At 62.3% G+C, this 24408-nt stretch carries 24 protein-coding genes; 4 read left to right on the top strand and 20 right to left on the bottom strand.

The features are described from left to right. Positions 1–6 precede the first annotated feature (6 nt). Positions 7–759 carry a slipin family protein gene (locus NZ993_01485; protein ID MCS7154468.1) on the top strand — a complete coding sequence of 251 codons (753 nt, stop codon included), beginning with the start codon at positions 7–9 and terminating at the stop codon, positions 757–759. Here the strand turns inward: NZ993_01485 and NZ993_01490 are convergent. After that, the gene (locus NZ993_01490) at positions 756–2069 is read right to left on the bottom strand and encodes a Zn-dependent hydrolase (protein MCS7154469.1); all 1314 of its coding nucleotides are present in this window, start codon (positions 2067–2069) and stop codon (positions 756–758) included. The genes NZ993_01485 and NZ993_01490 overlap by 4 nt on opposite strands. A 127-nt stretch (positions 2070–2196) precedes the next feature. On the opposite strand from NZ993_01490, the gene NZ993_01495 reads away from it, so the two are divergent. The 3 genes from NZ993_01495 (at position 2197) to NZ993_01505 (ending at position 3319) form a co-directional block, all read left to right on the top strand. Continuing rightward, entirely contained in the window at positions 2197–2328 is a 132-nt protein-coding gene (locus NZ993_01495; GenBank protein ID MCS7154470.1) for a hypothetical protein, read from the top strand. After that, entirely contained in the window at positions 2329–2688 is a 360-nt protein-coding gene (locus NZ993_01500) for a gliding motility protein GldC (protein ID MCS7154471.1), read from the top strand. A gap of 88 nt (positions 2689–2776) precedes the next feature. Further along, positions 2777–3319 (top strand): DUF2459 domain-containing protein, encoded by a 543-nt coding sequence (locus NZ993_01505; GenBank protein MCS7154472.1) that lies wholly within the window; start codon positions 2777–2779, stop codon positions 3317–3319. Here NZ993_01505 and NZ993_01510 read toward each other — a convergent pair. The 19 genes from NZ993_01510 to NZ993_01600 form a co-directional block, all read right to left on the bottom strand. Further along, the gene (locus NZ993_01510) at positions 3316–3801 is read right to left on the bottom strand and encodes a hypothetical protein (GenBank protein MCS7154473.1); all 486 of its coding nucleotides are present in this window, start codon (positions 3799–3801) and stop codon (positions 3316–3318) included. The genes NZ993_01505 and NZ993_01510 overlap by 4 nt on opposite strands. Positions 3802–3814: 13 nt before the next feature. Then, positions 3815–4270 carry a hypothetical protein gene (locus tag NZ993_01515; protein MCS7154474.1) on the bottom strand — a complete coding sequence of 152 codons (456 nt, stop codon included), beginning with the start codon at positions 4268–4270 and terminating at the stop codon, positions 3815–3817. Positions 4271–4363: 93 nt separating this feature from the next. Continuing rightward, positions 4364–5659, bottom strand: coding sequence for a RagB/SusD family nutrient uptake outer membrane protein (locus NZ993_01520; GenBank protein MCS7154475.1), 1296 nt, complete (start codon positions 5657–5659; stop codon positions 4364–4366). A 99-nt stretch (positions 5660–5758) separates the two neighbouring features. After that, positions 5759–9004: a SusC/RagA family TonB-linked outer membrane protein gene (locus NZ993_01525; GenBank protein ID MCS7154476.1), complete on the bottom strand. Its 3246-nt coding sequence runs from the start codon at positions 9002–9004 to the stop codon at positions 5759–5761. Positions 9005–9297: 293 nt separating this feature from the next. Next, complete coding sequence (locus NZ993_01530) at positions 9298–9549, bottom strand: hypothetical protein (GenBank protein MCS7154477.1); 252 nt, start codon at positions 9547–9549, stop codon at positions 9298–9300. Positions 9550–9672: 123 nt separating this feature from the next. Continuing rightward, positions 9673–10632, bottom strand: a complete 960-nt coding sequence (locus tag NZ993_01535) for an SDR family oxidoreductase (GenBank protein MCS7154478.1) — start codon at positions 10630–10632, stop codon at positions 9673–9675. Between the two features lie 10 nt (positions 10633–10642). Next, positions 10643–11977, bottom strand: a complete 1335-nt coding sequence (locus NZ993_01540) for a UDP-glucose/GDP-mannose dehydrogenase family protein (protein ID MCS7154479.1) — start codon at positions 11975–11977, stop codon at positions 10643–10645. Continuing rightward, on the bottom strand, positions 11974–12978 hold the full coding sequence (locus NZ993_01545) for a flippase-like domain-containing protein (GenBank protein MCS7154480.1): 1005 nt from the start codon (positions 12976–12978) through the stop codon (positions 11974–11976). The genes NZ993_01540 and NZ993_01545 overlap by 4 nt, the downstream gene beginning before the upstream one ends. Before the next feature lie 17 nt (positions 12979–12995). After that, positions 12996–13631 carry an outer membrane lipoprotein carrier protein LolA gene (locus tag NZ993_01550; GenBank protein MCS7154481.1) on the bottom strand — a complete coding sequence of 212 codons (636 nt, stop codon included), beginning with the start codon at positions 13629–13631 and terminating at the stop codon, positions 12996–12998. Next, entirely contained in the window at positions 13628–16018 is a 2391-nt protein-coding gene (locus tag NZ993_01555) for a DNA translocase FtsK (protein MCS7154482.1), read from the bottom strand. The genes NZ993_01550 and NZ993_01555 overlap by 4 nt, the downstream gene beginning before the upstream one ends. Beyond that, entirely contained in the window at positions 16011–16739 is a 729-nt protein-coding gene (locus NZ993_01560; GenBank protein ID MCS7154483.1) for a 2-phosphosulfolactate phosphatase, read from the bottom strand. Before NZ993_01560 ends, NZ993_01555 begins: the two co-directional genes overlap by 8 nt. Positions 16740–16773: 34 nt before the next feature. After that, positions 16774–17481 (bottom strand): phosphoribosylformylglycinamidine synthase subunit PurQ, encoded by a 708-nt coding sequence (gene purQ, locus NZ993_01565; GenBank protein ID MCS7154484.1) that lies wholly within the window; start codon positions 17479–17481, stop codon positions 16774–16776. An 8-nt stretch (positions 17482–17489) separates the two neighbouring features. Next, on the bottom strand, positions 17490–17783 hold the full coding sequence (locus NZ993_01570) for an ATP-dependent Clp protease adaptor ClpS (protein ID MCS7154485.1): 294 nt from the start codon (positions 17781–17783) through the stop codon (positions 17490–17492). Beyond that, positions 17780–18046, bottom strand: a complete 267-nt coding sequence (gene purS / locus NZ993_01575) for a phosphoribosylformylglycinamidine synthase subunit PurS (protein ID MCS7154486.1) — start codon at positions 18044–18046, stop codon at positions 17780–17782. The genes NZ993_01570 and purS overlap by 4 nt, the downstream gene beginning before the upstream one ends. Beyond that, positions 18039–18872, bottom strand: coding sequence for a CDP-diacylglycerol--serine O-phosphatidyltransferase (pssA, locus tag NZ993_01580; protein ID MCS7154487.1), 834 nt, complete (start codon positions 18870–18872; stop codon positions 18039–18041). Before pssA ends, purS begins: the two co-directional genes overlap by 8 nt. Then, positions 18872–19519 carry a phosphatidylserine decarboxylase family protein gene (locus NZ993_01585; GenBank protein MCS7154488.1) on the bottom strand — a complete coding sequence of 216 codons (648 nt, stop codon included), beginning with the start codon at positions 19517–19519 and terminating at the stop codon, positions 18872–18874. The genes pssA and NZ993_01585 overlap by 1 nt, the downstream gene beginning before the upstream one ends. A 267-nt stretch (positions 19520–19786) precedes the next feature. Next, positions 19787–21370, bottom strand: a complete 1584-nt coding sequence (locus NZ993_01590; GenBank protein ID MCS7154489.1) for a sodium-dependent transporter — start codon at positions 21368–21370, stop codon at positions 19787–19789. Between the two features lie 246 nt (positions 21371–21616). Beyond that, the gene (locus tag NZ993_01595; protein MCS7154490.1) at positions 21617–22672 is read right to left on the bottom strand and encodes a hypothetical protein; all 1056 of its coding nucleotides are present in this window, start codon (positions 22670–22672) and stop codon (positions 21617–21619) included. A 45-nt stretch (positions 22673–22717) separates the two neighbouring features. Next, positions 22718–24406, bottom strand: coding sequence for a long-chain fatty acid--CoA ligase (locus NZ993_01600; GenBank protein ID MCS7154491.1), 1689 nt, complete (start codon positions 24404–24406; stop codon positions 22718–22720). Positions 24407–24408: the final 2 nt, after the last annotated feature.

Genomic DNA, 24408 nt, shown 5'->3' on the forward strand with positions numbered 1-24408 from the left:
ATGCCTATGGAATTGTCCTTGTCTTTGCTTGCGTTTTTAGCCGTCGCGCTTCTAGCCAGCGCCGTTCGGATCCTGCGCGAATACGAGCGCGCCGTGGTCTTTCGGCTGGGGCGCCTGATTGGTGCCAAGGGTCCGGGTTTGGTCCTGCTGATCCCCCTTATCGACCGCATGGTGCGCGTAAGCCTGCGCATCGTGACGCTCGATGTGCCCCCCCAGGATGTGATCACGCGCGATAACGTCTCCATCAAGGTCAGCGCCGTGGTGTATTTTCGCGTGATCGACCCGGCTCGGGCGGTCGTGGAGGTGGAAAACTACCTGTTCGCCACAAGCCAGATCGCGCAGACCACGCTCCGGAGCATCCTGGGGCAGTCCGAACTGGACGAGCTGTTGGCGGAGCGCGAGAAAATCAACAAGGAGTTACAGAAGATCATCGACAGCCACACCGCCCCATGGGGGGTGAAGGTGACGGCTGTAGAGGTCAAGCAGGTCGATCTGCCCCTAGAGATGCAACGGGCCATGGCTAAGCAGGCCGAGGCGGAACGCGAGCGTCGCTCCAAAGTCATCCACGCCGAGGGCGAGTATCAGGCCGCGCAGCGGCTGGCGGAGGCGGCGCGCATCATCGAACAACATCCCACGGCCTTGCAGCTGCGCTTTCTGCAGACGCTCTCGGACGTGGCCTCGGAGAAGAACTCGACTACGATCTTCCCGGTGCCGATCGACCTCTTGGCCCCGTTCCTGGATAAGTATCGGAACCGCTAGCGCCCGGGGGGCCTCTGATCTAGCAGCAGAATCGTCTGCAACAGCACGTTCGCCCCGCGTGCCACGTCCTCGGGCCTGGAGTACTCTTGCGGGGCGTGGCTAATGCCCCCCACGCTGGGAATGAAGATCATCCCCATCGGGGCCAGCTGGGCCATATTTTGCGCATCATGACCGGCCCCGCTGGGCATAAAGCGGTAAGAAAGCCCCAGCCGCTCGGCCGCCTCGCGGATGCGCAGACGCAACTCCGGATGCGTGGGCACGGCAACCGATACCGTGGGCGCCGGGCGGAAAAAGAAGCGCGTACCCGTTCGCCGTGCGATCGCCTCAGCCTCGGCCTGCAGGACGACGAAGAGCGAGTCGATTTTGGCCATCTCCAGGTCCCGAATCTCCAGGCTCATGCGCACCCGAGCCGGGATCACGTTGCGCGCCCCCGGCTCTACCTCCAGCCTGCCAACCGTGCCCACCTGTCGGCCCGGAGTCTGGAGCATAAGCCGATGGACGGCGAGCACGAACTCCGCGGCGGCCACCAGGGCATCTCGGCGCTCTCGCATGGGTGTGGTACCGGCGTGATTGGCGAAGCCCTCTACGAGGACGTCCCACCAGCGAATCCCCACGATGCCCTCCACGATACCGATCGAGGCGCCTTCGCGCTCCAAAAGCCCCCCTTGTTCGATGTGCAGCTCCAGGTAGGCCGTGTAATCGCCTGGACGGCGCCGGGCCTCCGGCAGCCGATCCGGATCCCCGCCGATAGCCCGAATGCCTTCGGAGACGAGCACGCCGCTTTGGCTGCGCTGGGCCAAGATCTCAGGCGTAAGGGCGCCCACCAGGGCCCGGCTGCCCACGAGCCCCCCTTCCTCGTTGGCAAAAACCAACACCTCCAAGGGGTGCGCAAGCCGTATACCCCGCTCCGCAAGCGTGCGCACCACCTCGATCGCCGCCAATACCCCCAGGCAGCCGTCGAAGGCCCCGCCCTCGGGAACGGAGTCGATGTGCGAGCCCATCGCGATCGGCGGACGGTCGTCGTGGCGACCCGGATAGCGGCCGATTATGTTCCCGGCCGCATCTATGCGCACCGTCATGCCCGCCTGGCGCATGAGCTCCGCTACAAAGGCGCGGCCCTGGCGATCGGCCTCCGTGTAGGCCAAACGGCTCACCCCGCCAGCCGGGGTCCGTCCGATCTGCCCCAGGCGCATGAGGTGCTCCCACAGCCGGGCGCCGTTTACGCGCACCTCCTTCAGGTCCTGAGCCGCAAGAGGCTCCGTGACCAGGCATAGCAGCGCAAGCCCTGCTGCCCACTTGCGCATCCTCATCTTCTGCCCCTCCCTCCTCGAAGGACGCGAACAAAGAAAGCGCGCCCTCTGGAAAACGCAAACCCGACTTGTCTAGTTTGACGCTAAGCCCGCATATTGATGCCGTGCAGAACGGAACAAGAGGGCCATGGACTACATCCTAAAACCTCTTTGGCACACGCTTCTGTTCTTTTTCTTCGTCTTAGGCCTGCCTGTGCTGATCTCCACGGTCGTGCGCCGGATCTATGAACGCCTAAGCGGCGGTCCCGAGGAGGCATAGGTGTCGGCCTCGGGTACAGCCCGGATAGTGCTCGAGGTGGAGCTCAACGCGCAGCGGATTCCTATGCGCCTCCGCTGGCAGGCCACAGAGGAGGCCGAGGAGTTCCAGTCGTGCACCGCCGTGTTGCTCTCGCTTTGGGATAAACGGCAACGGCAGTCACTGGGCCTGGATCTGTGGACGCCGGAGATGGAGGTGCCTGATATGCACGCGCTATATTATCAAACCTTCCTCCGGCTAGCTGATACCCTGGAACGGGCCGTACACGATGCCGAGCTGGCTGATCAGATCCGCGCCTTTGCGCGATCTTTTGCTCAGCAAGCGGCCGCGCGTTTGGCCCGTCCGTCAAGTGATCCTGGCTAGCGTCCCGCTTGGGTGGGCGTTGTACAGCGGCTGTTGCTCTTCTCGTCCTGAAGAGCCTCCCCCGGATTCCCGCCTACAGGCGCTCTATGTGGTGCAGATCGCCTGGCACACCGGGATCTTGGTGCCGGTCGAAACCTTCAGGCGTTTTGCTCCGGACCTAGAGGCTTGGCTACCCTCCGGGGGGAGATGGCTGGACTGGGGCTGGGGGGATGCGGCGTATTATCCAGCTGAGCGCCCTACGCTCGGCATGGCCCTGCGCGCCGTGCTGTGGCCCACGCCGAGCGCACTGCGCATCGAGGCGCTCGCCGATCTCTCAATAGAACGCTACGATCGTTGGGCTAAGGTACAGGTGAGCGACTCAGGCCTTGCCCGACTTACGCGGTTTCTGCGCAGCGCGCTCGTTTTGGATGCAAACGGACGCCCCCAACTGCTGCTCGTCCCACAAGGGCGCGTACGCTTCTATAGCGCACGCGGCCGCTATCATGGCCTGCGCACCTGCAACACTTGGGCGGCGGAAGCCTTGGCTCAGGCTGGGATTCCAATCTGTCCGGTTGGAATAGTGTGGGCGGAGCAGCTGTTTTGGGCTCTGGAGGAGGCTCAGGGGAAGCGGGCAAACCTAAACCGTCCCTAATACTGGCTCATGTAACGTTCTAAGAGCCCCTTCACCTCGCGCTCAAAGGCCTTCAGCGCCTCCACTAACTGCGCCGGGGGAGGCACGGATACCCACTCACCCTGGGCGTTTTGCACCTGATATTCTAAGCGCAGGTCCGCCAAGTACATCGCTCGACCGCGTGGACGGATCGCGATCACCAGGCGATCCCGCAGCTGCCGGATCCCGTGTTGCGCTTCCGCTGGATCGGGAGCGTACAGACGCCATTCGGTGGCGAGTTGGTTCAGATTGGGCCGCTCCGGATAGTACCCGTATCGGGGGAGGACCTCCAGGAGCACGTCCACAAGCAGACGGGGTTCTGGAGCGCGCCCCACGATGGCTCGATATATCTCTGCCCCCGCCCCAGCCTTGGCCGTGTTGGGGCTGCGCGATGAGGCACAGCCCACCAGAATCAGCACACAGAGCAAACCCGCTCTTGTCGCAAGCCGAGAAAGCGTAGCCATCTGGCTCGAACTCTTAGAACACGATCGGCCCCGTATCCTGACTGCTCCTATAGAAGTACACAAACTGCAGCACCCGCTGACGGGCTGGCGGGGTGGCGTCATAATCGAGCCGATCGTCGATCCAGACCCGCATACGCAGGTTGTCCAGCTCGGGGTTCTGACGTTCAACACGGATGAAAATCTGCCGGGTCTGGCTAATATCGAACTGGCGCTCTAGGGGGATGGTGGGCCGGGTGGTGTCGGCCTCCAGAAGGAGCACCAGGAGCGTGTCGCGTACGATCACCCCGCCAGGGCCGTATACGGGCTGGCGTTGAGCCAGAAACTTAAGCGAGGTCACCAGTTGCAGCCGCGCCGCGCCATCTCCTTCTAAACGTAGCCGAACCGTCTTGGGACCCTCATGTTCCAGCAGGCTGCATCCCCCAAGCCCCCAGCCCATCACAACGAGCACAAGCCCCATCCACCTTCGCATACCTACATACTCCCCTTGGCGTTGCAAAAAGCCTCCGGGTGTCGCCAGGGAAGGCGACACCCGGAGGGAAGCAAAACCTTAGCCTCGTTTCCCCTACTTCACCAGCGGGTTGGCCCGCCGCTCGGAGATCGTGATGGGGAAGAACTCCCCAGGCCTGAAATAGCCCGAGACCCACTCGCGCGGGTATTGGGCGAACCGATAGTGGTCGGCCAGACGACGGCCTTGTAGGAAGAGGTTCACCCGTCGGGCGTGAATGAGCATGTCGCGAGCTGGAATCTGACCCGTATACGCCGAGAGCCGATCTAGCGTGCGGATGGCGTTGATCTGATTGCGAAACTCCGCCACATCGCCTCGGGCCAAGGCAGCTTCGGCCAAGATCAGGTGCATCTCGCGGCGAGATACCACGGTCATGGGCGCGTAACGCTCCGCTCGGGTGAATTCCTCGATCTCGCGGGCCAGCTTCGGGTCTACGACGTTGTCTATTGGATCCCGCAGCCTCACCGAGGCCACCTTCTTATCGTCGGCCGTGGGCACGATGTAGTCGTCCCCGATACGCATCTCAAGACGGAAGTTGACCTGCAGGGCCATGCTCATATCGCCCACGATGAGGTCGGGCGTGGCGGGTGAGGTCTCGAGCCGAAAGACGAAGTCGGCTGTTCCCATACGGGTTAGCGCCGCCTGCGCATCGGCATTGGCCCCCGCGTCGTTGACCAAGGGATTGGCCGTATCGACCTGTCCGGGCCGCAGCTTGGCCCTGAGGGCCTTGGAGTAGCGGGCGCGCGCGCGCAGCGCAAGCAAGCGCGTCTCCCAGAGCGCATTCCCGGCCGCTTGCGCTACGGCGATCCCCTTGGTGCAGTAGTCGACCGCTCTATCATAGAGCTCCGGGATCCGATCGCGCCCGATGTTGGGACCGGGCTGGGTACGATCGGAGAAGGCGAAGTCATCGAACATATCGGCGATCGTGATATAGATGATCGCCGCGTAGGCGTAAACCCGAGCTAAATCCACCGGAGTGCGGAGCGCGCCCTGGCTGCGAAAGGCCTCTAGGCGCTCAATGGCCTTATCGGCCGTCCAGCGTGCTTCGGCCACGTACGTGAAGGCGTTGTCGGTAAACTCGTTATAGATGTCGTTTACCTTGCCCCAATCCAGGTCGCGCCAGGAGTCGCGCGAGCCGACCCATTTGAGCTCATCAGAGGCCGTCGAATAGGGAGCTAGGATCGCCCCCAAAGCTCTTGTCACGGTGGCCTCAGCTCCGTTGGCGATCGCCGTAGCCGCAGCTGGGCTGGCGAGATCTTCTTCTAGCACGTTGTTAGGATTGTTGGCCTTGAGGCTCAGCAGGTCGCATCCGGCCCCCAATAACCCCGCGGCCAATAGAATGTAGGTGCGCATGCGCAACCCTCCTTGTTGGCTCCTGCTACCCTCCGCTCCCGCCCCCCGGGCCCATCCCCCGCGATATGGGGGAGGGCCCGGAGAGGCGAGAGAGCATCCTTAGAACCCGAAACGCAAGCTAAACTGGATTCGGCGCGGAATCGGTAGGCCGAAAGCCTCCACGCTGTCGAGGAAGTTCTGGTATAGTGTGCCACCTGAACCGCGCCCAACGGCATTCACCTCCGGGTCGATGCCCGAGAACTTCGTCCAAATCGCCAGGTTACGGCCCGAAATCGTAAGGGACATGTTTCGGAGTCCGTACTGCCGGATGAACTGCGGCGATACCGTGTAGGTTAGGCTCAGCTCGCGCCAACGCAGGAAGTCACCGGGCTCATGGGAATTGGCGCCGGCCGCACCGCCTGGATAGAGGTCTACGAGCTTGAGGTATTGTTCAAAGGCTTTTAGCCGCACTTCGGGATCATTCTTGGGCTGGTTGTTCGCGTCCAAGCCGCCTGTGGCGAAGTCGCGCTCGGCCTGCGCCGCCTCAGGGGTGTTCATCCCGATGAGCGGATTGGCGCGCCGGAAGGCATCGGTTAGGTTCGTGACGGTGTAGTTGCCGAACTTGTACTCGAAGAGCGCGTACAGCGAGAAGCTCCTGAGGAAGTTGATCGTGAACCCAAAGGAGCCCATCCAGTCCGGCTGCGGCTTGCCGAGGTAATTCTCCAGCACATTACCCTGCTCGTTAGCCTGCCACAGCAAGAAGCCGTTCAGGTCCGCCAAGGGGCTAGCCCCGAGCACGTTGGCGCGGCTTACGAGGGCGGTGGCGCTCAGGCCACGGAAGTAACTGAGCAGCTCATCCCGGGTATCAGGTCTGCCGTCTCGGTTGGTATCGATCGGATAACGACCGGGTTCGACTGCTCGGAGCTTGGGCCCAAAGGTGGCGCCCGGCGCATACCCTTCGCGGATAAAGTTCCGATAACGCGGATACGTGCCCGCAATAAAGATGGGCGGAGCGCCGCCGAGCGAGATCACCCGCTCCCACAGGTAGGAAGCGTTGGCAAAGAGGTTTATGGAGAGGTTTTGCTGATTGACCACGAAGGCGTTGAGCCCCAGCTCTACTCCTTTGCCCTTGAGCTTGCCGATGTTGTCGAGCTGCCGGGCCCGGAAGCCGCCGGTGAAGGGAAACTGGCGCGCTACGAGCGCATCCCGCACAGTCCGATCCCAGTACGTGGCCTGTAGGGCGTAGCGGTCATTCAAAAGCCCTAGCTCCAGGCCCACCTCCCACTCGGTCGACACCTCGGGTTTGAGCTTAGGATTGCCCAGGTTGCCGGGGGCAAGACCGGGACCTGTAATCGAGGCCAGAGGTACATAGGTGGTGAGCGCATCAAAGGCGCCCGGCTGCAGACCCGACTGGCCTAAGGCTGCGCGCAGGCGCAGCGAGGAGACCGGGCCCAGAGGCCGCCAGAAGGCGGCATCCGAAGGCACAACCGAAAGCGAGATCTTCGGGTACAGAACGCCCTTGAACTCCGAGCCAAAGGCGCTGTTGGCGTCATAGCGGGCGCCCAAGGTCAAGAAGACGAAGTTCTGAAAGCCAATCTGTTCTTGGGCGAAGACACCCAAGTTTTTGTTCTCCAGGAAAAACTCGGAGACGTCTTTCTCCGAGGCGCCGCCGGCCACGTTGATGCCCGGGCCCGGGAAGCGCCGACCCAGAGCTCCGCGCTCAACAGAGCGAATGGCAAAGCCCTGTAGGCCGGCCAGGAAGGTGGACTCTAGATTCTCCCCGATCCGATTGATCAAGGTGGCCTTTAGATCTAGAGTCAGATGCAGCCGATTCAGATCCCCCGTACGACGCGCCCCCTCCACCTCTGCCGAGGTAAAATTGTTGATGTTCCATCCAAAGGGACGCTCCGAGATATCCTGTTGGTTCGTATAGTCCACCCCGAAGGTACCGTCGATCGTGAGGCTTCCTAGGGGGCGCCAGTTCATCCCGAAGGAACCGTTGAAATGCCGCGTATCTTGCGTGACGGTCTGCTGCAGCACCTCCGGCACGGAGGCAAAGGAGGGGCTTCCCGTCGGGTTGTTGAAGCGGATCAGATGGACCCGCGCAAACATCGTCAGGGACTCAACCCCATAAATGTTGTTGTTGTTCTGGAAGGTCTCCAGATGGAAGTCCGTGTACCCGGTCGTGACGCGCAGCTGCAACTTATCCGACGGAAACACGTTGACGTTAGCCGAAGTCTGGATGCGGCTCAGGATGTCGCGAGCGCGCACGCTATAGCCGGGGGGCATAGGGATCTTCTTGCCTCCAAAAGGCCCATCCTCGTACTGCCAGCGACCGTTGATGAAGTACGTTACCCCGGTGGCCCCACCGCTAATGGAGGCTGAGTAGGTCTGACCACGCCCGGTTTCATAGAGATCATGCACGAAGTTGTAGCTGACCAGGTCGTACTGCCGATACCTACCCCCCAGGTACTTGCTGACCGTGTCGGCCTGCGCCTGAGTACGGAACCAGCTCGTCATGGGTTTGAAGACCTTGGGGTAGTTGCTGAAGGCCTGCTGGACTTGAAAATCAAAGCGCGGAGCCCCAACAGCACCCTTTCGGGTGAAGATCTGGATCACGCCATTGGAGGCCTCAGTTCCGTAAAGTGTGGCGGCCGCGGCGCCCTTTAGGATCTCAACGCGCTCGATGGCATCCGGATTGATATCATCAAGCCGAGAGGGAGATCCACCGCCGCCAGTGCCCACAAAGCCGCTAAATCCCCCTCCTCGATCTACGCGCACGCCGTCTATGTAGACAATGGGCTCATTAAGCTGGGTTAGGCTCGCCGAGCCTCGGATGCGGATGCGCGCCCCTTCTCCCGTAATACCGCCAGAGGGCAGGCTCACCACACCCGGCTCACGGCCGGCCAGGATCTCCGAGATATTCAGGGCCGGCACGGTCTCCAATTGCGCCGTGTTGATTGTGGCGATTGTGTTGCCGAGTTTACGCTTCTCCACTGGACCGCCGGCCCCCGTGACCACGACCTCGTTGAGTTGGAGCGCGGTCTCTTCGAGCACAAAATCGGCCGTGGCGGTCTCACCAGCCCGCACGGTTACCTGGCGCGTGGCCAGGCGATAGCCTACGAACCGGGCCTCGAGCACATGCGTGCCCGCCGGCACGCGAGGGATCGTATAGCGCCCGTTCAAGTCCGTTGCGGCGCCCAGCTGCGTGCCGCGGATAACCACGTTTGCGCCGGGGATAGGTTCGCCTGTGCGGGAGTCCGTTACGCGCCCTTGGATGGAACCGGTCTGCTGAGCCCATAGCGACAGGGGCAGCAACCAGAACCCCAAAAAGGCGCCCATGAAGCGACGTAGCGCGCGCGTCATATAGTACCTCCTCTTGCTGATGAACCTGACCTACACCCCGCTACTGCGGTCTAGAAAAACGGCGGATAATTTGCAACCGGAAGGGCGCCACGGGCTGTGGCCCCCTCCCTCAACACAGATGACACGGGACTGTGGTTTACCACGCCCAAGTGCGTTATTACGCAAAAATTCGCAGAAAGTCAAGACCTAAGCTCCTGCAAAAAGGCACAGATCGGAAAGCACGTTCGCACGCCGACGACCCGTACTTTTTCATACACATAGCGCCCGCTTATCGAGAAATGTGCGACCTACACCTATAACGAAGCATCGTGAGGCGCCTTGGGGCGCGTCCGATAAACAATCTTTCGGATCGTATCATACTCCAACTGCGGGTATTGCTGCTGCAGCCGATCAATGGCCTCGCTAGCGGAGATCTTCTGCGCCCGCATCTCCAAGAACTGGCGCCGGATCACGTAATTGCGCAGCTCTCGTTCATTGAGCAGGTTATGCTGCTGCAGATGCCAAAAGGCCTCATCCGAAATGAGGGGCCACAAGGGGTTCCGCATGGAGATCTCTTCCTGTCCCGTAACCGCGTGAAAAACTAGAAGGCTGCTTCGGCGGGGCGTCAAGACTTTTGGGCTCAACAGCAAAAAAACACATCCGAGCGGTCGTCTCCGGCAGTCGATCCGTCAAACCGGCAGGCCGAGTCGCTCTTTAAAGTACCGTAGGGTTCGTTCCAGCCCCTCGCGCCGGCTTACACGGGGCTCCCAGCCCAACAGCCGACGGGCCTTTGCGATATCGGGCCGCCGTACTTTGGGATCATCAGCCGGAAGCGGCTTAAAGACGATGGGACTCGGGCTTTGGGTGAGGGACTTGATCTCGTAGGCCAATTCCAGCAAGGAAACCTCATCCGGGTTGCCCAAATTAACGGGCTCCACCTCCGTAGAGAGCAGCAACCGGTAGATGCCCTCCACCATATCGTCGACGTAACAGAAAGAGCGGGTCTGCAGGCCGTCTCCGTAGACGGTAATAGGCTCTCCCGTAAGGGCCTGGCGCATGAAGTTGGGTAGGGCCCGTCCGTCATCGAGCCGCATGCGCGGTCCGTAGGTATTGAAGATGCGCGCAATGCGCGTATCCAGCCCATGATAGCGATGATAAGCCATCGTCATGGCCTCGGCGAAGCGCTTGGCTTCATCATAAACTCCGCGCAATCCGATGGGGTTGACGTTGCCCCAGTACGTTTCCGGCTGCGGGTGCACAAGCGGATCGCCGTAGACTTCGCTTGTGGAGGCGAGTAGGAAACGGGCGCCTTTGGCTTTGGCGAGCCCCAAAGCCTTATGCGTGCCCAGCGCTCCGACTTTGAGGGTCTGGATGGGATAGCGCAGGTAGTCCGCGGGACTGGCCGGTGAGGCGAAGTGCAGGACGAAGTCCAGCGGACCCTCCACGTACATGAAGGTTGTGACGTCGTGCTGAACGAAGAAAAATCGAGAATGGCCAAAAAGGTGAGCGATGTTGTCCGGAGTGCCTGTAATAAAGTTGTCCATGCAGATCACCTCATGCCCTTCGGCTAAGAGCCGATCGCAGAGGTGCGAACCCAAAAACCCCGCTCCGCCCGTAATCAGGGTGCGCGGCCTTGAGTACCGTCGCATGGCGCGTTTCTCAGGACTCCGAGACGGGCGTCTGTTGCAGCACAGTCGGGCGACCGATGCTAAAGTACGTAAAACCCAGCGCGCGCATCGCCTCCGGATCGTATACGTTTCGGCCGTCGAAAATAACCGGTCGGCTCAAGAGGGCGCGAACTCGCTCTAGATCCGGGCGCCGAAATTCGTTCCACTCCGTTAGGATCAAGAGCGCCTCAGCCCCCTCGACGGCATCATAAAGATGCCGCGCATAGTAGAGCCGATCCCCGTAGAGGGCGCGCACATTGCGCATAGCCTCTGGATCGTAGACGCGCAGGCTGGCCCCGGCTTCTAGGAGCCGGTCTAGAAAGTACAGGGCCGGGGCCTCTCGGATGTCGTCCGTATTGGGCTTAAACGCAAGCCCCCAAATGGCCAACGTGCGCCCCTTAAGATCGGCGCCCAGATAGTCCAGAATGCGCTGCAGGAAGTGCTCGCGTTGTCTGCGGTTGACCTCATCTACGGCTTTGAGGATGCGAAACTCATAGCCGTGCGCGCGCGCCATCTGGATGAGCGCCTTGACGTCCTTGGGGAAACAGCTGCCGCCGTAACCCACACCGGGGAATAGAAAACGCGGGCCGATGCGGCTATCGGTGCCGATGCCGCGGCGAACCCAGTCGACGTTGGCCCCCACGCGTTCGCATATAAGAGCGATTTCGTTCATAAAGGAGATGCGCATGGCCAGAAAGGCGTTGGCCGCGTACTTGGTCAGCTCCGCCGAACGCTCGTCCATGACCAAAATGGGGTTTCCCTGGCGCACAAAGGGCTCATAGAGCTGACGCAGGATCTCGATGGCCCGCGGGCTTGAGGCGCCGACGATAACGCGCTCGGGCTTCAGGAAGTCCTCCACGGCCGCCCCCTCGCGCAAGAACTCGGGATTGGAGGCCACATCAAACTCCGCGCGGGCCTTTCGGCCGATGCGCTCGCGCACAAGCTCGGCTGTGCCCACCGGCACAGTGCTTTTGGTGACAATGAGTTTGTAGCGATCCACAAGGGGGCCAATCTGATCGGCCACCTCCAATACATAACGCAGATCCGCGGCTCCGTCTGCGTCCGGCGGGGTGGGCAAGGCCAAAAACACCACGTCGCTTCGGCTAACGGCCTCGGCCAGGTCCGTGGTAAAGTGCAGGCGCCCCTCCCGACGGCTGCGCTCAAAGAGCACCTCTAGCCCCGGTTCGAAGATCGGAATCTGACCCGCCGTAAGGCGGCGGATTTTTTCGGCGTCCACGTCAACGCAGATCACCTCATGGCCGGAGTCCGCGAAACAGACGCCGGTCACAAGCCCTACATAGCCGGTCCCGACAATAGCAAGCTTCATGGGTTAGCCTCCCGCACGGCCAACGCGGCCGGAGATTTAGGCAAGATCGGCAGGCCCGTCCAGAGCAAAGCCGCCCACCCGATGAGCACATAGGCGACAAGCTGCGCCCCGTGCGTAATGACGGCATACAAAGTGGCCGTGTTGCGATCCACGGAGAAGAGCAGCATGAGCGTCTGCTGGGCGAAAAAGTGGTACGTCCCCGTTCCCCCCGGAGAGGGCAGCACCACCCCAACGGAAGCCAGGGTCATAAGCACCCAGGCATCCAGTAGATCGAGGCGCCCCAATCCGAACATGTGAAAGGGCAGATAAGTCATCAGCGCATAGCAGGCCCACATCAGAGCCGTGCTTGCCCAGAAGGCAGCCGGATTCGACAAGGCGCGCACGCTGCGCAGCCCTTCGCCGAAGGCTCCTAGAAAACGCCGAAGCGGTCCTACCCGAAGCCCGCTTCGGTACCAGCGCCAGACAAGAAGGACCCCCAGCGCAAAACCGCAGGCGATGGCGAGCAGTAGCGGCCAATGGGCCCTCAGCCAAACCGTGGGCTCCCGCCACAGCCCCCCCAGAAGAGGCCATCGGCCTACGTAAAGGCCTAGAACAGAACCCAGGGCCAAAAGGAGCACCAGCACGTCCAGCAGACGCTCCATCGCGACCGTGCCCAAGACGGCCGAAAAGGAGGCCCGCTCCAAACGCGCCAGGTGAGCGGCGCGGACCACCTCCCCGATGCGCGGAATAGCATAGCTGCACATGTAGCCGATCATAATGCTGGCAAAGGCGCGCCCTACGTGGGGACGCAAACCCAGAGGCTTCAGGAGCATTTGCCAACGCCAGGCCCGAAGCAGGTGGCTAAAGAGGGCCACCAGCACAAGCGGGGGCAGCCAGCGATAGTCGGCCCGCTTGATCCCCTCAAGCAGCGCCCCCCAATGGACCTCGCGCAGGGCCAGCCACAAAAACAGTCCCCCCACCAGGAACCCAAGCGCAAGATTGATCGCGTATCGCCGCCGCATTACCGGTCCTCAGGAGCTCATCGCCTGCGTCTGTCGAGCAATTCCGTTCCGGGCGGAGGGACGAAGCGAAACCGGTCCGGGCCCAGGGCGAGGTCAAGCTGCCAGGCCCACAGTCGGATTTGAACGGGCTCCCCGGCCGGGTCCCGCAGCTCAAGCCGCACCGGCAGGCCGCTTGCCCGCTCAACCCAAAGCCAAAGCTCTGCCGGTGAAGTCCCCGGCGTGCGGGCCTCCAGGCGGAACCGCAACGCGGGCTTCCCCTCGGGGGAGGATGCGACGGCGTATTCGCGGACCCGAAACCGATCCCGCCAGCGACCCCGCAGCAGAGCCGGCACCGACCAGTCGAGGTCGGATCCGGAGCCGTAGTCGAGCACGAGCGCGCGCCGGGCGCGCCGGTCGTAGATCCAGATCGCCTGTCCGTCTCCCACAAAGAGCTGCTCGCCCGCCTCAATGCGGAAGCGCTCCCCTGATACGAAGAAGCGGCCTGAGATCCGGGTCCTCTCGGACACCCCGGGAGCGCGAAAGACCTGCTCGAAGCGGCCCGCCGCGGCAGGCAGTCCCTCCCAGCGACGAACGAACTCCTCAAGGCGCGCCTCGGGATCCGCGGGCGCCTGATGAAGCCACAGCGATAGCCAGAAACCCCAAACGAGACTCACTCGGTCGCCCCCTGGGCCCGTCGGGCCAACAGCGCCTCCAACTCCTCTTGTGTGCGCAAAAGCACCTCACGCGCCTTGCTGCCCTCAAAGGGCCCCACGATACCGGCTTCCTCCAGCTGATCGATGAGCCGACCGGCCCGGCTGTAGCCGATCTTTAGCCTGCGCTGCAACAACGATACCGAACCCTGCTGATACTGCACGACTAGGCGGGCGGCCTCTTCAAACAGGGGGTCGATCTCGCTTCCCTCCAACTCCTGCGAGTCGCTTCGAGAGGGCCCTTCAGCCGAGGGCAGCAGATACGGCTGCTTGTAGCCCTTCTGCCGGCCGATAAAGGTGGTCACGCGCTCCACCTCCTCTACCGAGACGTACGCCCCCTGCAGGCGGACCAAGCGGCTGCCGTACATGAAGAGCATGTCGCCATAGCCCATGAGCTGCTCGGCCCCGACCGTGTCGATGATCGTGCGCGAATCGATGCGCGAGGGCACCTGAAAGGCGATTCGGGCCGGAAAATTAGCCTTGATCAGCCCCGTGATCACGTCCACCGAGGGCCGCTGAGTGGCCAGCACGAGGTGAATGCCCACAGCGCGGGCCATCTGAGCCAGGCGCGCGATCGGAGCCTCGACCTCTCGACCCGCCACCATCATGAGATCGGCCAGCTCATCGATTATGACCACGATGTAGGGCAGCTTTCGGTGTCCTTTTTGGACGTCGAGCGCTCCCCGGGCCAGCTTTTGGTTGTAGTCCTTGATGTGTCGCACCATGGCATCGGCCAGCAGGTCGTAGCGCAGCTCCATCTCCACAAGAAGGCTCTTCAGGACCCGTACGGCGTCCTCAGGCTCGGTCACGATCGGATCCCGCGCCTCGGGCAAGGTGGCGATGAAGTGCCGGCCGATGTGCTGATAAAGCGACAGCTCGATCTTCTTGGGGTCGATCAGCACCAGCTTCAGATCCGCCGGATGGCAGCAATAAAGCAAGCTCGTCAGGATACTGTTGATGCCCACGGATTTGCCTGATCCCGTGGCGCCGGCCATGAGCAAATGCGGCATGCGGGCGAGGTCTTGAATGAAAACCTCGTTTTCGACAGTCTTGCCCAAGGCCAAAGGCAGCTCCATGCCGCTGTGGCGAAACTGCGCGCTGGCGAGCAGGCTGCGGATGTGCACGATTTGCCGCCTCCGGTTGGGGATTTCGATCCCGATGGCGCTTTTTCCCGGTATGGGGGCGATGATCCGGATGCCGGGGGCGGCCATGGCCAGGGCCAGATCGTCGGCCAAGCTTGTAATGCGGCTGATCTTCACATCCGGAGCGGGAGTGAGCTCATAGAGCGTGACCGTGGGCCCGCAGACGGCCTCGATGCGAACGATCTCGATACCGTAGGTGGCCAGCTTCTCCCGGATCGCCTGTTTGTTGAGCTCGATCTCTCGCTCATCGGGCCCGCTTTGGCCCTCCGGTGGTTTATCGAGCAGCTCTAGCGGGGGGAATCGATAGGCGATCTCCTCCGCGTGTACACCTTCGGCTTGTCGGGACGGCCTTGGATGCGGCTCTGGGGGGGAAGCCGGGCTCTCGGCTTCGAAAGAGGGGCGTTGCCACCCGCCTGATCCTTCCGGGGAAGGAGAGGGCTCCAGCGGGGTCGTTACGGGGAGGGGCGGAGGTTCTGGGATCTTCGGGGCGGGCTCTGCGGAAGGCGGTGCGGGCGCCGCTCGTCCACGCCTGAGCCCCTTCCGGGAGCGGCGCAGACGCAAGCGCATCCGTTGGCCCCACGCTTGTGCCTCATCCAGCAGACGATACCCCCATCCGCTTAGGCGATCTACCAGGCGCTGTACGTCCCGCTCAGCCAGCAGCAGCGCCCAGATCAGCAAACCCGTCAACAAGAATAGGAAGCTACCCAGAACCCCAAGTAGGCGGCGCACCCCCCCTGCTAGGGCCATGCCCAGGAGTCCATGCCAAGCCGTCCATGAAGCGCCCTGCTGCAGGGCAAGCCAGCCCAGGCTCGTGGCCGCCCATAGGGGCAGCAGGCCCCAGTAGAGCGTCCAGCCGCTCCAGATCCGCACAGGTCGACCGCGGAACAGACGCCAGCCCCAGATGAGCGCCACAAGCGGGTATATGCCGACGGGATACCCCAGCCCGCTACGCACCGCATAATAGGCCCAAAACGCACCCAACAGGCCCAACGCGTTGCGGGCCCGCTGCGTGGGAGCGGCAGCCTGATCGAACGCCGTCCATAGGGAGCTACTTTGCACCAGGGCGTCGTCCTCAGCTTGGTAGCTCAGGACGCCTAGAAGCAGAAGCAGGGACACGGCCACGAGCAGCACCCCCAATACCTCTCGCTTTCGGGCCTCTGCGGGCCGCCTGCGAGGGGCGGCGCGCCGTTTTCCGTTCCCTTCAGCCATCCAGCTTTCGAATGACCCCCTCGTGATACCGGGCTAAAATGGGGATATGATCCACTTGGGTGGCGAGGGCAAGATCGGCCTCGTAGCCCAAGCTGCGCAACCGGGTCGCATGCGCGCTTGAGGCCACAACCTCTCGAAGCCGGTCGGCGTAGATCCGATACAGCATATGCGCGATGCGCACTCCATCGGGCGCCTCCTCCGGTTGCTCCCCCACTGCTAGCCGATCCAGCAGCATGCCCGCGCAGAGCACATCTTCCAGGCTCACCCGGTTGCGCCACCCCGCACACAGCAACACCACCTCTTGCGGGGCCCGCTCGCGCAGGTATTGAGCTAGGCGCGATAGGTTAACAAAAGCGCCGATGAGCACCTCTTCGGCTAAGCGAGCGCGTATGATCGCGCCGGTACCGTTGGTGGTGTTGAGGATGATGATCTTGCCCTGGACCACCTCGGGACGGTACTCTAAAGGGGAGTTGCCGAGATGATAGCCCTCGATCGGGGAACCGTTGCGCTCCCCACCGAGCAGAATCGTCTCTGGATCAAGGCTGGAGGCCACTTTGCTCGCCGCGGCCATGTCGGCTACGGGTACGACCTCACGGGCCCCGTTGGCCAGGGCGGCCAGGATCGTCGTGCTGGCCCGCAGCACGTCGATCACCACCACGGTGCGGCCGTGCAACTCCTCCTCACCGACCGCAAGCGGACTCATGACAACATCAAGCCACATACCCACAACGCGCTTGCTTTTGCCCACAAAGCCCTCATGGACCCCACGCGACCCCCACCAGGCTTTCGGCCAAGGAGACAAAAAGCCCCAGACCATCGGTGCGGCCCAGCTCAGGGTCGGCGGCCCGCTCCGGATGGGGCATCATGCCGAGAACGTTGCCACGCTCATTGAGCACGCCGGCGATGTTGCCCAAGGAGCCATTGGGATTGGCCTCAGGATCGAGCCGGCCATCGGCTGTGACATAGCGAAATGCGATGCGGCCCTCTTCCTCAAGCCGGCGCAGCGTCTCAGGATCTACTGTGTAGTTGCCCTCCCCGTGCGCGATGGGCAGCTGCAGTATGGCCCCCGGAGCATAGGCGCGCGTGAAGGCCGTATCGGTGCGTTCAACACGCACGTAAACGTCCCGACACACAAAACGAAGCGAGCTGTTGCGCAAAAGCGCTCCCGGTAGCAGTCCGGCCTCGGTCAGAATCTGAAAGCCGTTGCAAATGCCGAGCACATAGCCTCCCCGTTGCGCAAAGCGCACTACCTCCCGCATAACAGGCGAGAAACGCGCAATGGCCCCGCTGCGCAGGTAGTCCCCGTAAGAAAAACCCCCGGGCAAGATGACCAGATCCAGGGGCCCCAGCTCCGTTTCTTTGTGCCAAATAAAGCGCGTCTGCCAACCCATGCGGTGTTTGCAGACGTAGTATGCGTCGTGATCGCAATTCGAGCCCGGAAAGATGATCACCCCAACCCGCATCGGCTGCATCAGCCCTGGATCTCCGTGATAAGTCCGATCTCACCCAGTACGCCTTGCACGCGCAGGCAGTCCTCCAGATCCCCCTCATAAGCTACGGCCTTGCCCTGCCGGTGAGCCGTCCAGGCTATCTGCTCTGCGCGTTGTAGCGAACAGCCCGTGGCCTTCTGGAGCTGTAAGATGACCTCATCGAAGGTGTGGATATCGTCGTTATAGAGGATCACCTTCCAGGGGCTCTGCTCCAGCTCCTGTACGGCGACTTCGGCTTGTCGAGTGGGTTTTTCGCGTCTCACCGCAGCCATCATGCGCACTCCGCCTGCAGCGCTTCTATGCCGACTATTGCGAAGTCCTCCATAACGGGGTTGGCCAAGAGCTTGCGAGCTGCTTCCAGGGCCAGACGCTCGGCCTCGGCCGCGCTGGGGGCCTCCAGGTGTAGTTCGATCCATTTGCCAATTCGGACGCCCCGGATCGCCTCGTAGCCCAGCTGCTGTAAGGCCTGGCACGTGGCCTTACCTTGGGGGTCTAGGATCGAGGGGCGTAACGATACGCGTAGATACACGTTATAGATCATGCCGCTGACGCTCCTTTGGGGGTTGCCTAGACCAAGAGCGCTCGGAGGGCTCCTCCAGCCAGGCGGTATGCAGGAGCCTCCACAGCGCGCGCCCAAACCCAAAGAGGATATAGGCACCCAGAACCATAAGCAGCCCTCGCGCGTGGAAGACGGCCACCCATGCAGCCCCGAGCATGAAAAGCGTAACCCGCACCGGATGCTGACGCAACGCTTGCCGAGTAGGCCGAGGGAGGGCCTCATAGCGGATCGGGGAAATCATAAGCAGGGAGAGCAGAACCACCCCCGGAGCCAACATGGAGCCGGCCCCCATGGGCAAGCTATCGAAGAGCGTCGAATCGTGAAACGTTACCACGAAGGCCGCCAAAAACAGGGCCTGCGCGGGGATCGGCAGGCCGCGGAAGTAGTCCTTCTCGTATCCAACCAATTGCACGTTGAAACGGGCCAGGCGTACGGCCCCGGTCACGGCGGGCAGAGAGGCCAACAACATACCCAGCTCGCGCATCTGATACAGAGCGAACTCATAGACCAAAAACGCGGGTGCTACGCCGAAGGAGACCACATCGCAGAGGGAATCGAGCTGCACTCCGAAGTCGCTTGCGCTGCGCATCAGGCGGGCCATCATCCCGTCGAGCGCGTCGAACAATCCGGCCAGGGCGATCAACCAGGCGGCCGCCACGAGCTGGCCCTGATGCACCTGCAAGATAGCGAAGAACCCACTCAGCAGGTTTAACAGGGTAAAAAACGACGGCACGGCTGTGCGCGTGAGCCGACGGCGCGGCGCGCGCCGCCCTCGAATTCGTCGCACAGGAAGGGCATGCACCATCACGGCAGCACCCCTAGAATTGTCTCCCCGGCGCGTGTGCGATCTCCTACGCGCACGCGCAAGGCGACCTCTGGCGGCATGTACACGTCGAGCCGCGAGCCGAACTTGATCATCCCATAGCGATCCCCGGCCCGGACGCTGTCGCCGGGGCGCACATGATAAACGATACGCCTGGCCAAAAAGCCGGCGATTTGCACGAAAAGCACGCGCACCGAACCGTTTTCAACGCCTATCAGGGCCCGCTCATTCCGCTCCGAGGCCTTATCCTCCCAAGCCACTAAGTAGGTGCCCGGCACATAGCGCACATAGGCGATGCGACCGGAGTAGGGAATGCGGTTTACGTGCACATCAAAGGGAGACATAAAAATGCTCACCCGCAGGGCTGTTCCGCCCAGAAACTCCGGCTCCTGAAACCGTTCAATCCGGATCACACGCCCATCGGCCGGAGCCAGGATCGCCTTGGGATCCTGGGGAGGATGTCGCGGAGGGTCGCGAAAAAAGTACAACGCAAACGAGACCCCCCCGAGCGCCATGGCGTATAGCGCATAGCGAGCCCATCCCCCCAGATAATGTCCCCACCCCAACAGCAGAAGCGCTATGAGGGCGGCGAGGGCGATGATGCGATACCCTTCCGGTGCGATATGCACGTTGAACCTTAAGACTCCCAACGGCTCAGGTAAAAAGATAAGACCCCCTGAGGACGTTTTGCCAGGGAATTGCACGTCGCAAACGCAAGCTCGCCCCAGAGACTTTATCGGCCTCGAAGAGGGGCCGGCCTCTGCTCTCAAGGGCGCTGGTGGCGGCTGGAGCGCAGGACTTTGGCCATCACCGAGACGGTCAACAGGCCGATGCCCACCCAGGCTAGCGCCCAAAAGATCACACCTGCTACCGTGAGCTGCATGCTACATGATCCTCTATCGAACGGGACTGCGCCTGTCAAAGGTCTCAAGCCCGTTTTGGCGGCGGCGGCGCCAGGCTAGCCCCACCATCACGGCCACGGTGGCGAAAGTCAAAATCATAAGCAGCCGAGCCCCCCACCGATACGGCACATCCTCCGGGGCTACGTTAGCCAACTGCAGAGTGGGGATGGCGTCTTGAATGGTCCAGACCGTGAAGATGGCGATCAAATACAGGGGCGTGATGTATTTCATGATGAACTTGAAGACGGCCGGGATCCGAATGTCGGCCCCGCGGTTGAGCTCCTCCCAGGCCTTGTCGATCCCGAAAACCCAGCAAAGCAGGATGGTCTCGATCAGAGCGAAGGCGGCCAATCCGAAAGTGCCGGCCCAGAAATCGAGTTCATCCAGAAATCCATGTCCCAGGAAGAAGACCACGCAATTGGTACCGATGAAAGCGAAAACCCCCAGCAAGGCCACGGCCTGAGCGCGGGTGAGCTTGAATTCGTCCTGGAGAAAGGCCACCACGGGCTGACCCATGGCCACGGAACTTGTGATGCCGGCGAAAAAGAGCAGGGCAAACCAGAGCGTGCCCAGCAGCTGCCCTAGCGGGATTTTGGTGAAAATGATGGGCATCGAGACGAAGCCCAAATTAAAAGCCCCGCCCTTGGCGATCTCCTGCGTTTCGCTCACTCCGAAGAAAGCCACCGCGATCGGGATCGCGATGCTGGCCCCGAGGATGACCTCCACGAATTCGTTCGTGGTGGCCGTGGCCAGGCCCGATAGCGCGATGTCGTCGTTTTCGCGCAGGTAGCTGGCGTACGCATGCAGCGTACCCATGCCGACGCTCAAGGTGAAAAAGATCTGCCCGGCTGCCGCAAGCCACACCCTGGCGTCGGTCAGAGCCGAAAGGTCCGGGTTCCACAGAAAGGCAAACCCGCTCCAGACGCTCCTGTCTGGCTGCGTTGGATCAGGGGTGCCCAGAGTGAAAACGCGCACCACGAGCACAATGGCGAAGAGAAACAGAAGCGGCATCGCGATCTTAGCCAGCGCCTCGATGCCGCGCGAGATGCCTCGGTAGAGGATGTACAGGTTGATCGCAAATGTAATGAGCAGAAACGCGTAGGCCGTCCCGATGCCTTGAAAATGCCCCTCGGGATGCAAGCCCTGATAGCTTTGCAAAAACAGGCGCATCCCCGCGAAGTCCTCGACATCGAAGTAATAGCCCAGGGCCGAAAAGAAGCTATAGGCCAGCGTCCAGGACTCGACGTACGTGTAGTACATCATCACGGTCAGGGAAATGAACAGCCCCAGCGCCCCGAGGTACTTCGCCACAGGGTGCCGCCAGAGCACCTGAAACATGCCCGGAGCGCTGGAATGGCCGTACTTGCCCCCGTGTCGACCGATCGTCCATTCGATCCACATGAGGGGGATCCCCAATAGCAGGAAAGCGATAAAGTAGGGGATCATGAAGGCTCCGCCCCCGTTTTGGGCGGCCTGCACGGGAAAGCGCAGGAAATTTCCCAGCCCCACGGCGTTGCCGGCCGCGGCCAGGATAAGCCCGATGCGCGTTCCCCAGCGCTCCCGTTCCTGCAATGCCATCGCGCACAGCCTCCTCGTCTTACGTTCGGACGCGCCCCGATGCGGCTTGACGGGGCTCAAAGGGGTCGGAATCCAGCCCAATGCGAGCGAGCTTCCGAACCGCGATGACCACCCGGGCCCACCTTCGACGAGCACGCCTTCGGTGACGGGCCCGCCCCTTGGACTTTCGGCAAAAGGCGCCGATATATAACAAAAAGCCCCTTGCACGAGCAAGACCCGCTCGAGGGCGAACAAGATCGTTGCGCCTCACCAAGGGGGCCATTGCAGCACTAAAGAGAGCCGGTGGCTCGGGCCCAGCTCCCGCAGCCCAGCAAAGTGACCTAGGGCGTAATCGAATCGAAAGGCCCGTATGCGCACGCCTAGGCCCACGGTCGGGGTGAGGACCCAGCTCCGAGGCCGTCGCGCAATCTGTTCAAGGCCTGCGCGCAGAATAAGAGCTTGCCGATAATTGTAAAACATCCCCAGCCGAGGCTCTAGGCCAATCGGCCCTAGGGAGGGGACGTAGGCGCGGGCCGCAGCCGCTTGCAGATCAAGCTCTACCGAAGCGCCTCCGATCCCGGAGCCCAGAGGGCGCTCATAGCGCAACCCCAGCCGGAGCGTGGGCAAGCTGAGCTCTGTTAGGCTCTGCGGCAGGCTGTCTCGGTAGGCGGAGCTCAGCCCCTCAAGCGCCTCGGCCCGCACATGCCAGATCCGCGCCAGGGTGGTCAGATCCGCGATCACCACGGCGGCCCGCCAGGGCCCCCCGCTGTGCTGCACCCCCAGGTCCAAGCTCGCCCCCCAGGCAGAGGCGAAGGGCCCGATGCGCCCATAGAGGACCTTAAAAAGAAGACCCCCCGTCCACCTTGTTGAGCCCAAGCTGCGGCCGTAGGCGAAAAGCAGCGCATAGTCGACGACGCTAAACGTCGTAACACGCTCCGGAAGCGGAACCCCGCGCTCAGAGTCCCATGCCGCAAGGGTGTTCCGGATTTCATCCGCCCCTAGGCGCAGCAGGCTAAGGGCCATGGCGCTTCGGGCGTCAAGCCGCAAGGCGACCGCGGCGTAATCGTACTGAAGCAGTCCTCCGAACTGCTCCACGTGCATGTAGCCGATTTGGGGTTCCTCTAGGCCCACTAGCCCCGCCGGATTCCAGTAACCGGCCGTGACGTCGGCCCGCAAGGTAAGCCCCGCCTGCCCCATGCCGGCTGCCTCGGCCCCCGCCCCCAGCCGCAGAAACTCGGCCCCGTAGCGAACTAGGCGCTGGGAGGCGGCCGGAGAAACATACGCGAGCAGCCCGAGCGCTATGCCCCACCCAAGAAGGCGCACAGGCCGAATATCTTGCGGCCCCCGAACCTCGGGCAAGCGCCCCCTCTAAGAACCCGCCTGGCGGCGACGCTCCTCTTCCAGGAGCATCCGGCGCAGGACCTTGCCCACCATGGATTTGGGCAGTTCTGAGCGAAACTCAACGCGCTTAGGGACCTTGTAGGGCGCCAGGCGCTCCTTGCAGAACTCGATAAGCTCCTGCTCCGATGCCCGCTCGCCCTCGCGCAACACGACGTAGGCCTTGACGATCTCGCCGTGATAGGGGTCGGGCACCCCGGCTACAACGGCCTCCTTGACCTTGGGGTGCTCGAAGAGCACCTCCTCGACCTCTCGGGGAAAGACGTTGAAGCCTCCTACGATAATCAGGTCCTTTTTGCGGTCGACGATGTAGAAGTAGCCCTCTTCGTCCATCTTCGCCATGTCGCCTGTGTAGAGCCAGCCATCCCGAAGCGCCTGGGCCGTCTCCTCGGGCCGGTTCCAATAGCCCTTCATGACGTTGGGGCCGTGCACGATCAGCTCGCCGATCTCCCCAGGGGGCAGAGGTCGACCCGATTCGTCTACGATCTGCGCATCCACATCCGGCAAAGGAAGCCCAATGGAGCCGAATTTGCGCTGGCCGAAGAGCGGATTCGTATGCGTAACGGGAGAGGCCTCTGAAAGCCCATAGCCTTCTACCAGCCGAGCCCCCGTAAGACGCTCGAAAGCCTGGGCCACCTCCACCGGAAGCGGGGCGGCCCCCGAGATGCAGAGCCGAATGCTATGCAGGTTATAGCGCTTCACGTGGGCCGACGTATTGATGGCCACGTACATCGTGGGCACGCCCGGAAAGAGCGTGACCCCGTAACGGGCGGTGCTTCTGAGCACCTCCTCGAGCACAAAGCGCGGCTGCAACACGATCGTGGCCGCGATGGCCACGCCCAGATTCAATACGGTCGTAAGCCCGTAGCTGTGAAAGAAGGGCAGCACGCCCTGGATGACCTCTGTGGCCTCCTGCAGCGAGGGCATCCAAGATTTGACCTGCAGGCAGTTGGCCACCAAGTTAAAATGCGTCAGCATAGCCGCCTTGGGCAGGCCCGTGGTGCCGCCCGTGTAAAGCAAAAGCGCCACGTCCTCTTTGGGGTCTATGGACACGCGCGCGGGCTGCGGGCTGTACTTCTTGAGCAGCCGCCTGAACCAGTAAAGATTGGGATCCGGCCTTAGCTCCACCCAGGTCCCCTCGCGCCGGGCCTTAAGGGGATAGAGCCAGCTTTTGGGCCAGGGCAAGTAGTCCTCGATGCCCGTTACGATTACGCGGCGCACAGCCGTAGAGCCGGCCACCTCCCGGTAGCGCGGAAACAGGGATCTGAGCAAAATCAGCGTGCTGGAGCCCGAATCGTTGAGCATAAGCTCCAGTTCGCGGGCCGTATAAAGGGGGTTAAGCCCTACTACGACGGCGCCGATCCGCAACGCCCCATAAAAGGCGATCACAAACTGAGGACAGTTGGGCAGCATGAGCGCCACCCGATCCCCTTTGCGCACCCCCAACTGCTCCAGGGCGTTGGCAAAGCGCAGCACGGCCTCCCACAGCTCCCCGTAGGAGAGGCGCCGACCGAAGAACAGAAGCGCCGTGTGTGCAGGATATTTTCGGGCGCTCTCCTCAAGAAACTTCCATAGGGGAACCTCCGGATACGCGAGCGTGCGCGGCACCCCGGGCTCGTAAAACCGATACCAGGGCCGATCCAGAACCGGCGCTTCCATGG

The sequence above is a fragment of the Bacteroidota bacterium genome (assembly GCA_025059945.1).
Taxonomy (GTDB): Bacteria; Bacteroidota; Rhodothermia; order JANXDC01; family JANXDC01; genus JANXDC01.

Excerpts from the sequence above, each read along its gene's own strand:
- NZ993_01510 (MCS7154473.1), bottom strand. The coding sequence starts at position 3,801 with ATGGCTACGCTTTCTCGGCTTGCGACAAGAGCGGGTTTGCTCTGTGTG.
- NZ993_01590 (MCS7154489.1), bottom strand. The coding sequence starts at position 21,370 with ATGGCATTGCAGGAACGGGAGCGCTGGGGAACGCGCATCGGGCTTATC.
- NZ993_01495 (MCS7154470.1), top strand. The coding sequence starts at position 2,197 with ATGGACTACATCCTAAAACCTCTTTGGCACACGCTTCTGTTCTTTTTC.
- NZ993_01555 (MCS7154482.1), bottom strand. The coding sequence starts at position 16,018 with ATGGCTGAAGGGAACGGAAAACGGCGCGCCGCCCCTCGCAGGCGGCCC.
- NZ993_01570 (MCS7154485.1), bottom strand. The coding sequence starts at position 17,783 with ATGATGGCTGCGGTGAGACGCGAAAAACCCACTCGACAAGCCGAAGTC.
- NZ993_01540 (MCS7154479.1), bottom strand. The coding sequence starts at position 11,977 with ATGAAGCTTGCTATTGTCGGGACCGGCTATGTAGGGCTTGTGACCGGC.
- NZ993_01530 (MCS7154477.1), bottom strand. The coding sequence starts at position 9,549 with ATGCGGAACCCCTTGTGGCCCCTCATTTCGGATGAGGCCTTTTGGCAT.
- NZ993_01535 (MCS7154478.1), bottom strand. The coding sequence starts at position 10,632 with ATGCGACGGTACTCAAGGCCGCGCACCCTGATTACGGGCGGAGCGGGG.
- NZ993_01600 (MCS7154491.1), bottom strand. The coding sequence starts at position 24,406 with ATGGAAGCGCCGGTTCTGGATCGGCCCTGGTATCGGTTTTACGAGCCC.
- NZ993_01520 (MCS7154475.1), bottom strand. The coding sequence starts at position 5,659 with ATGCGCACCTACATTCTATTGGCCGCGGGGTTATTGGGGGCCGGATGC.
- NZ993_01545 (MCS7154480.1), bottom strand. The coding sequence starts at position 12,978 with ATGCGGCGGCGATACGCGATCAATCTTGCGCTTGGGTTCCTGGTGGGG.
- NZ993_01485 (MCS7154468.1), top strand. The coding sequence starts at position 7 with ATGGAATTGTCCTTGTCTTTGCTTGCGTTTTTAGCCGTCGCGCTTCTA.
- NZ993_01515 (MCS7154474.1), bottom strand. The coding sequence starts at position 4,270 with ATGCGAAGGTGGATGGGGCTTGTGCTCGTTGTGATGGGCTGGGGGCTT.
- NZ993_01490 (MCS7154469.1), bottom strand. The coding sequence starts at position 2,069 with ATGAGGATGCGCAAGTGGGCAGCAGGGCTTGCGCTGCTATGCCTGGTC.
- NZ993_01560 (MCS7154483.1), bottom strand. The coding sequence starts at position 16,739 with ATGTGGCTTGATGTTGTCATGAGTCCGCTTGCGGTCGGTGAGGAGGAG.
- purQ (MCS7154484.1), bottom strand. The coding sequence starts at position 17,481 with ATGCGGGTTGGGGTGATCATCTTTCCGGGCTCGAATTGCGATCACGAC.
- NZ993_01525 (MCS7154476.1), bottom strand. The coding sequence starts at position 9,004 with ATGACGCGCGCGCTACGTCGCTTCATGGGCGCCTTTTTGGGGTTCTGG.
- pssA (MCS7154487.1), bottom strand. The coding sequence starts at position 18,872 with ATGGTGCATGCCCTTCCTGTGCGACGAATTCGAGGGCGGCGCGCGCCG.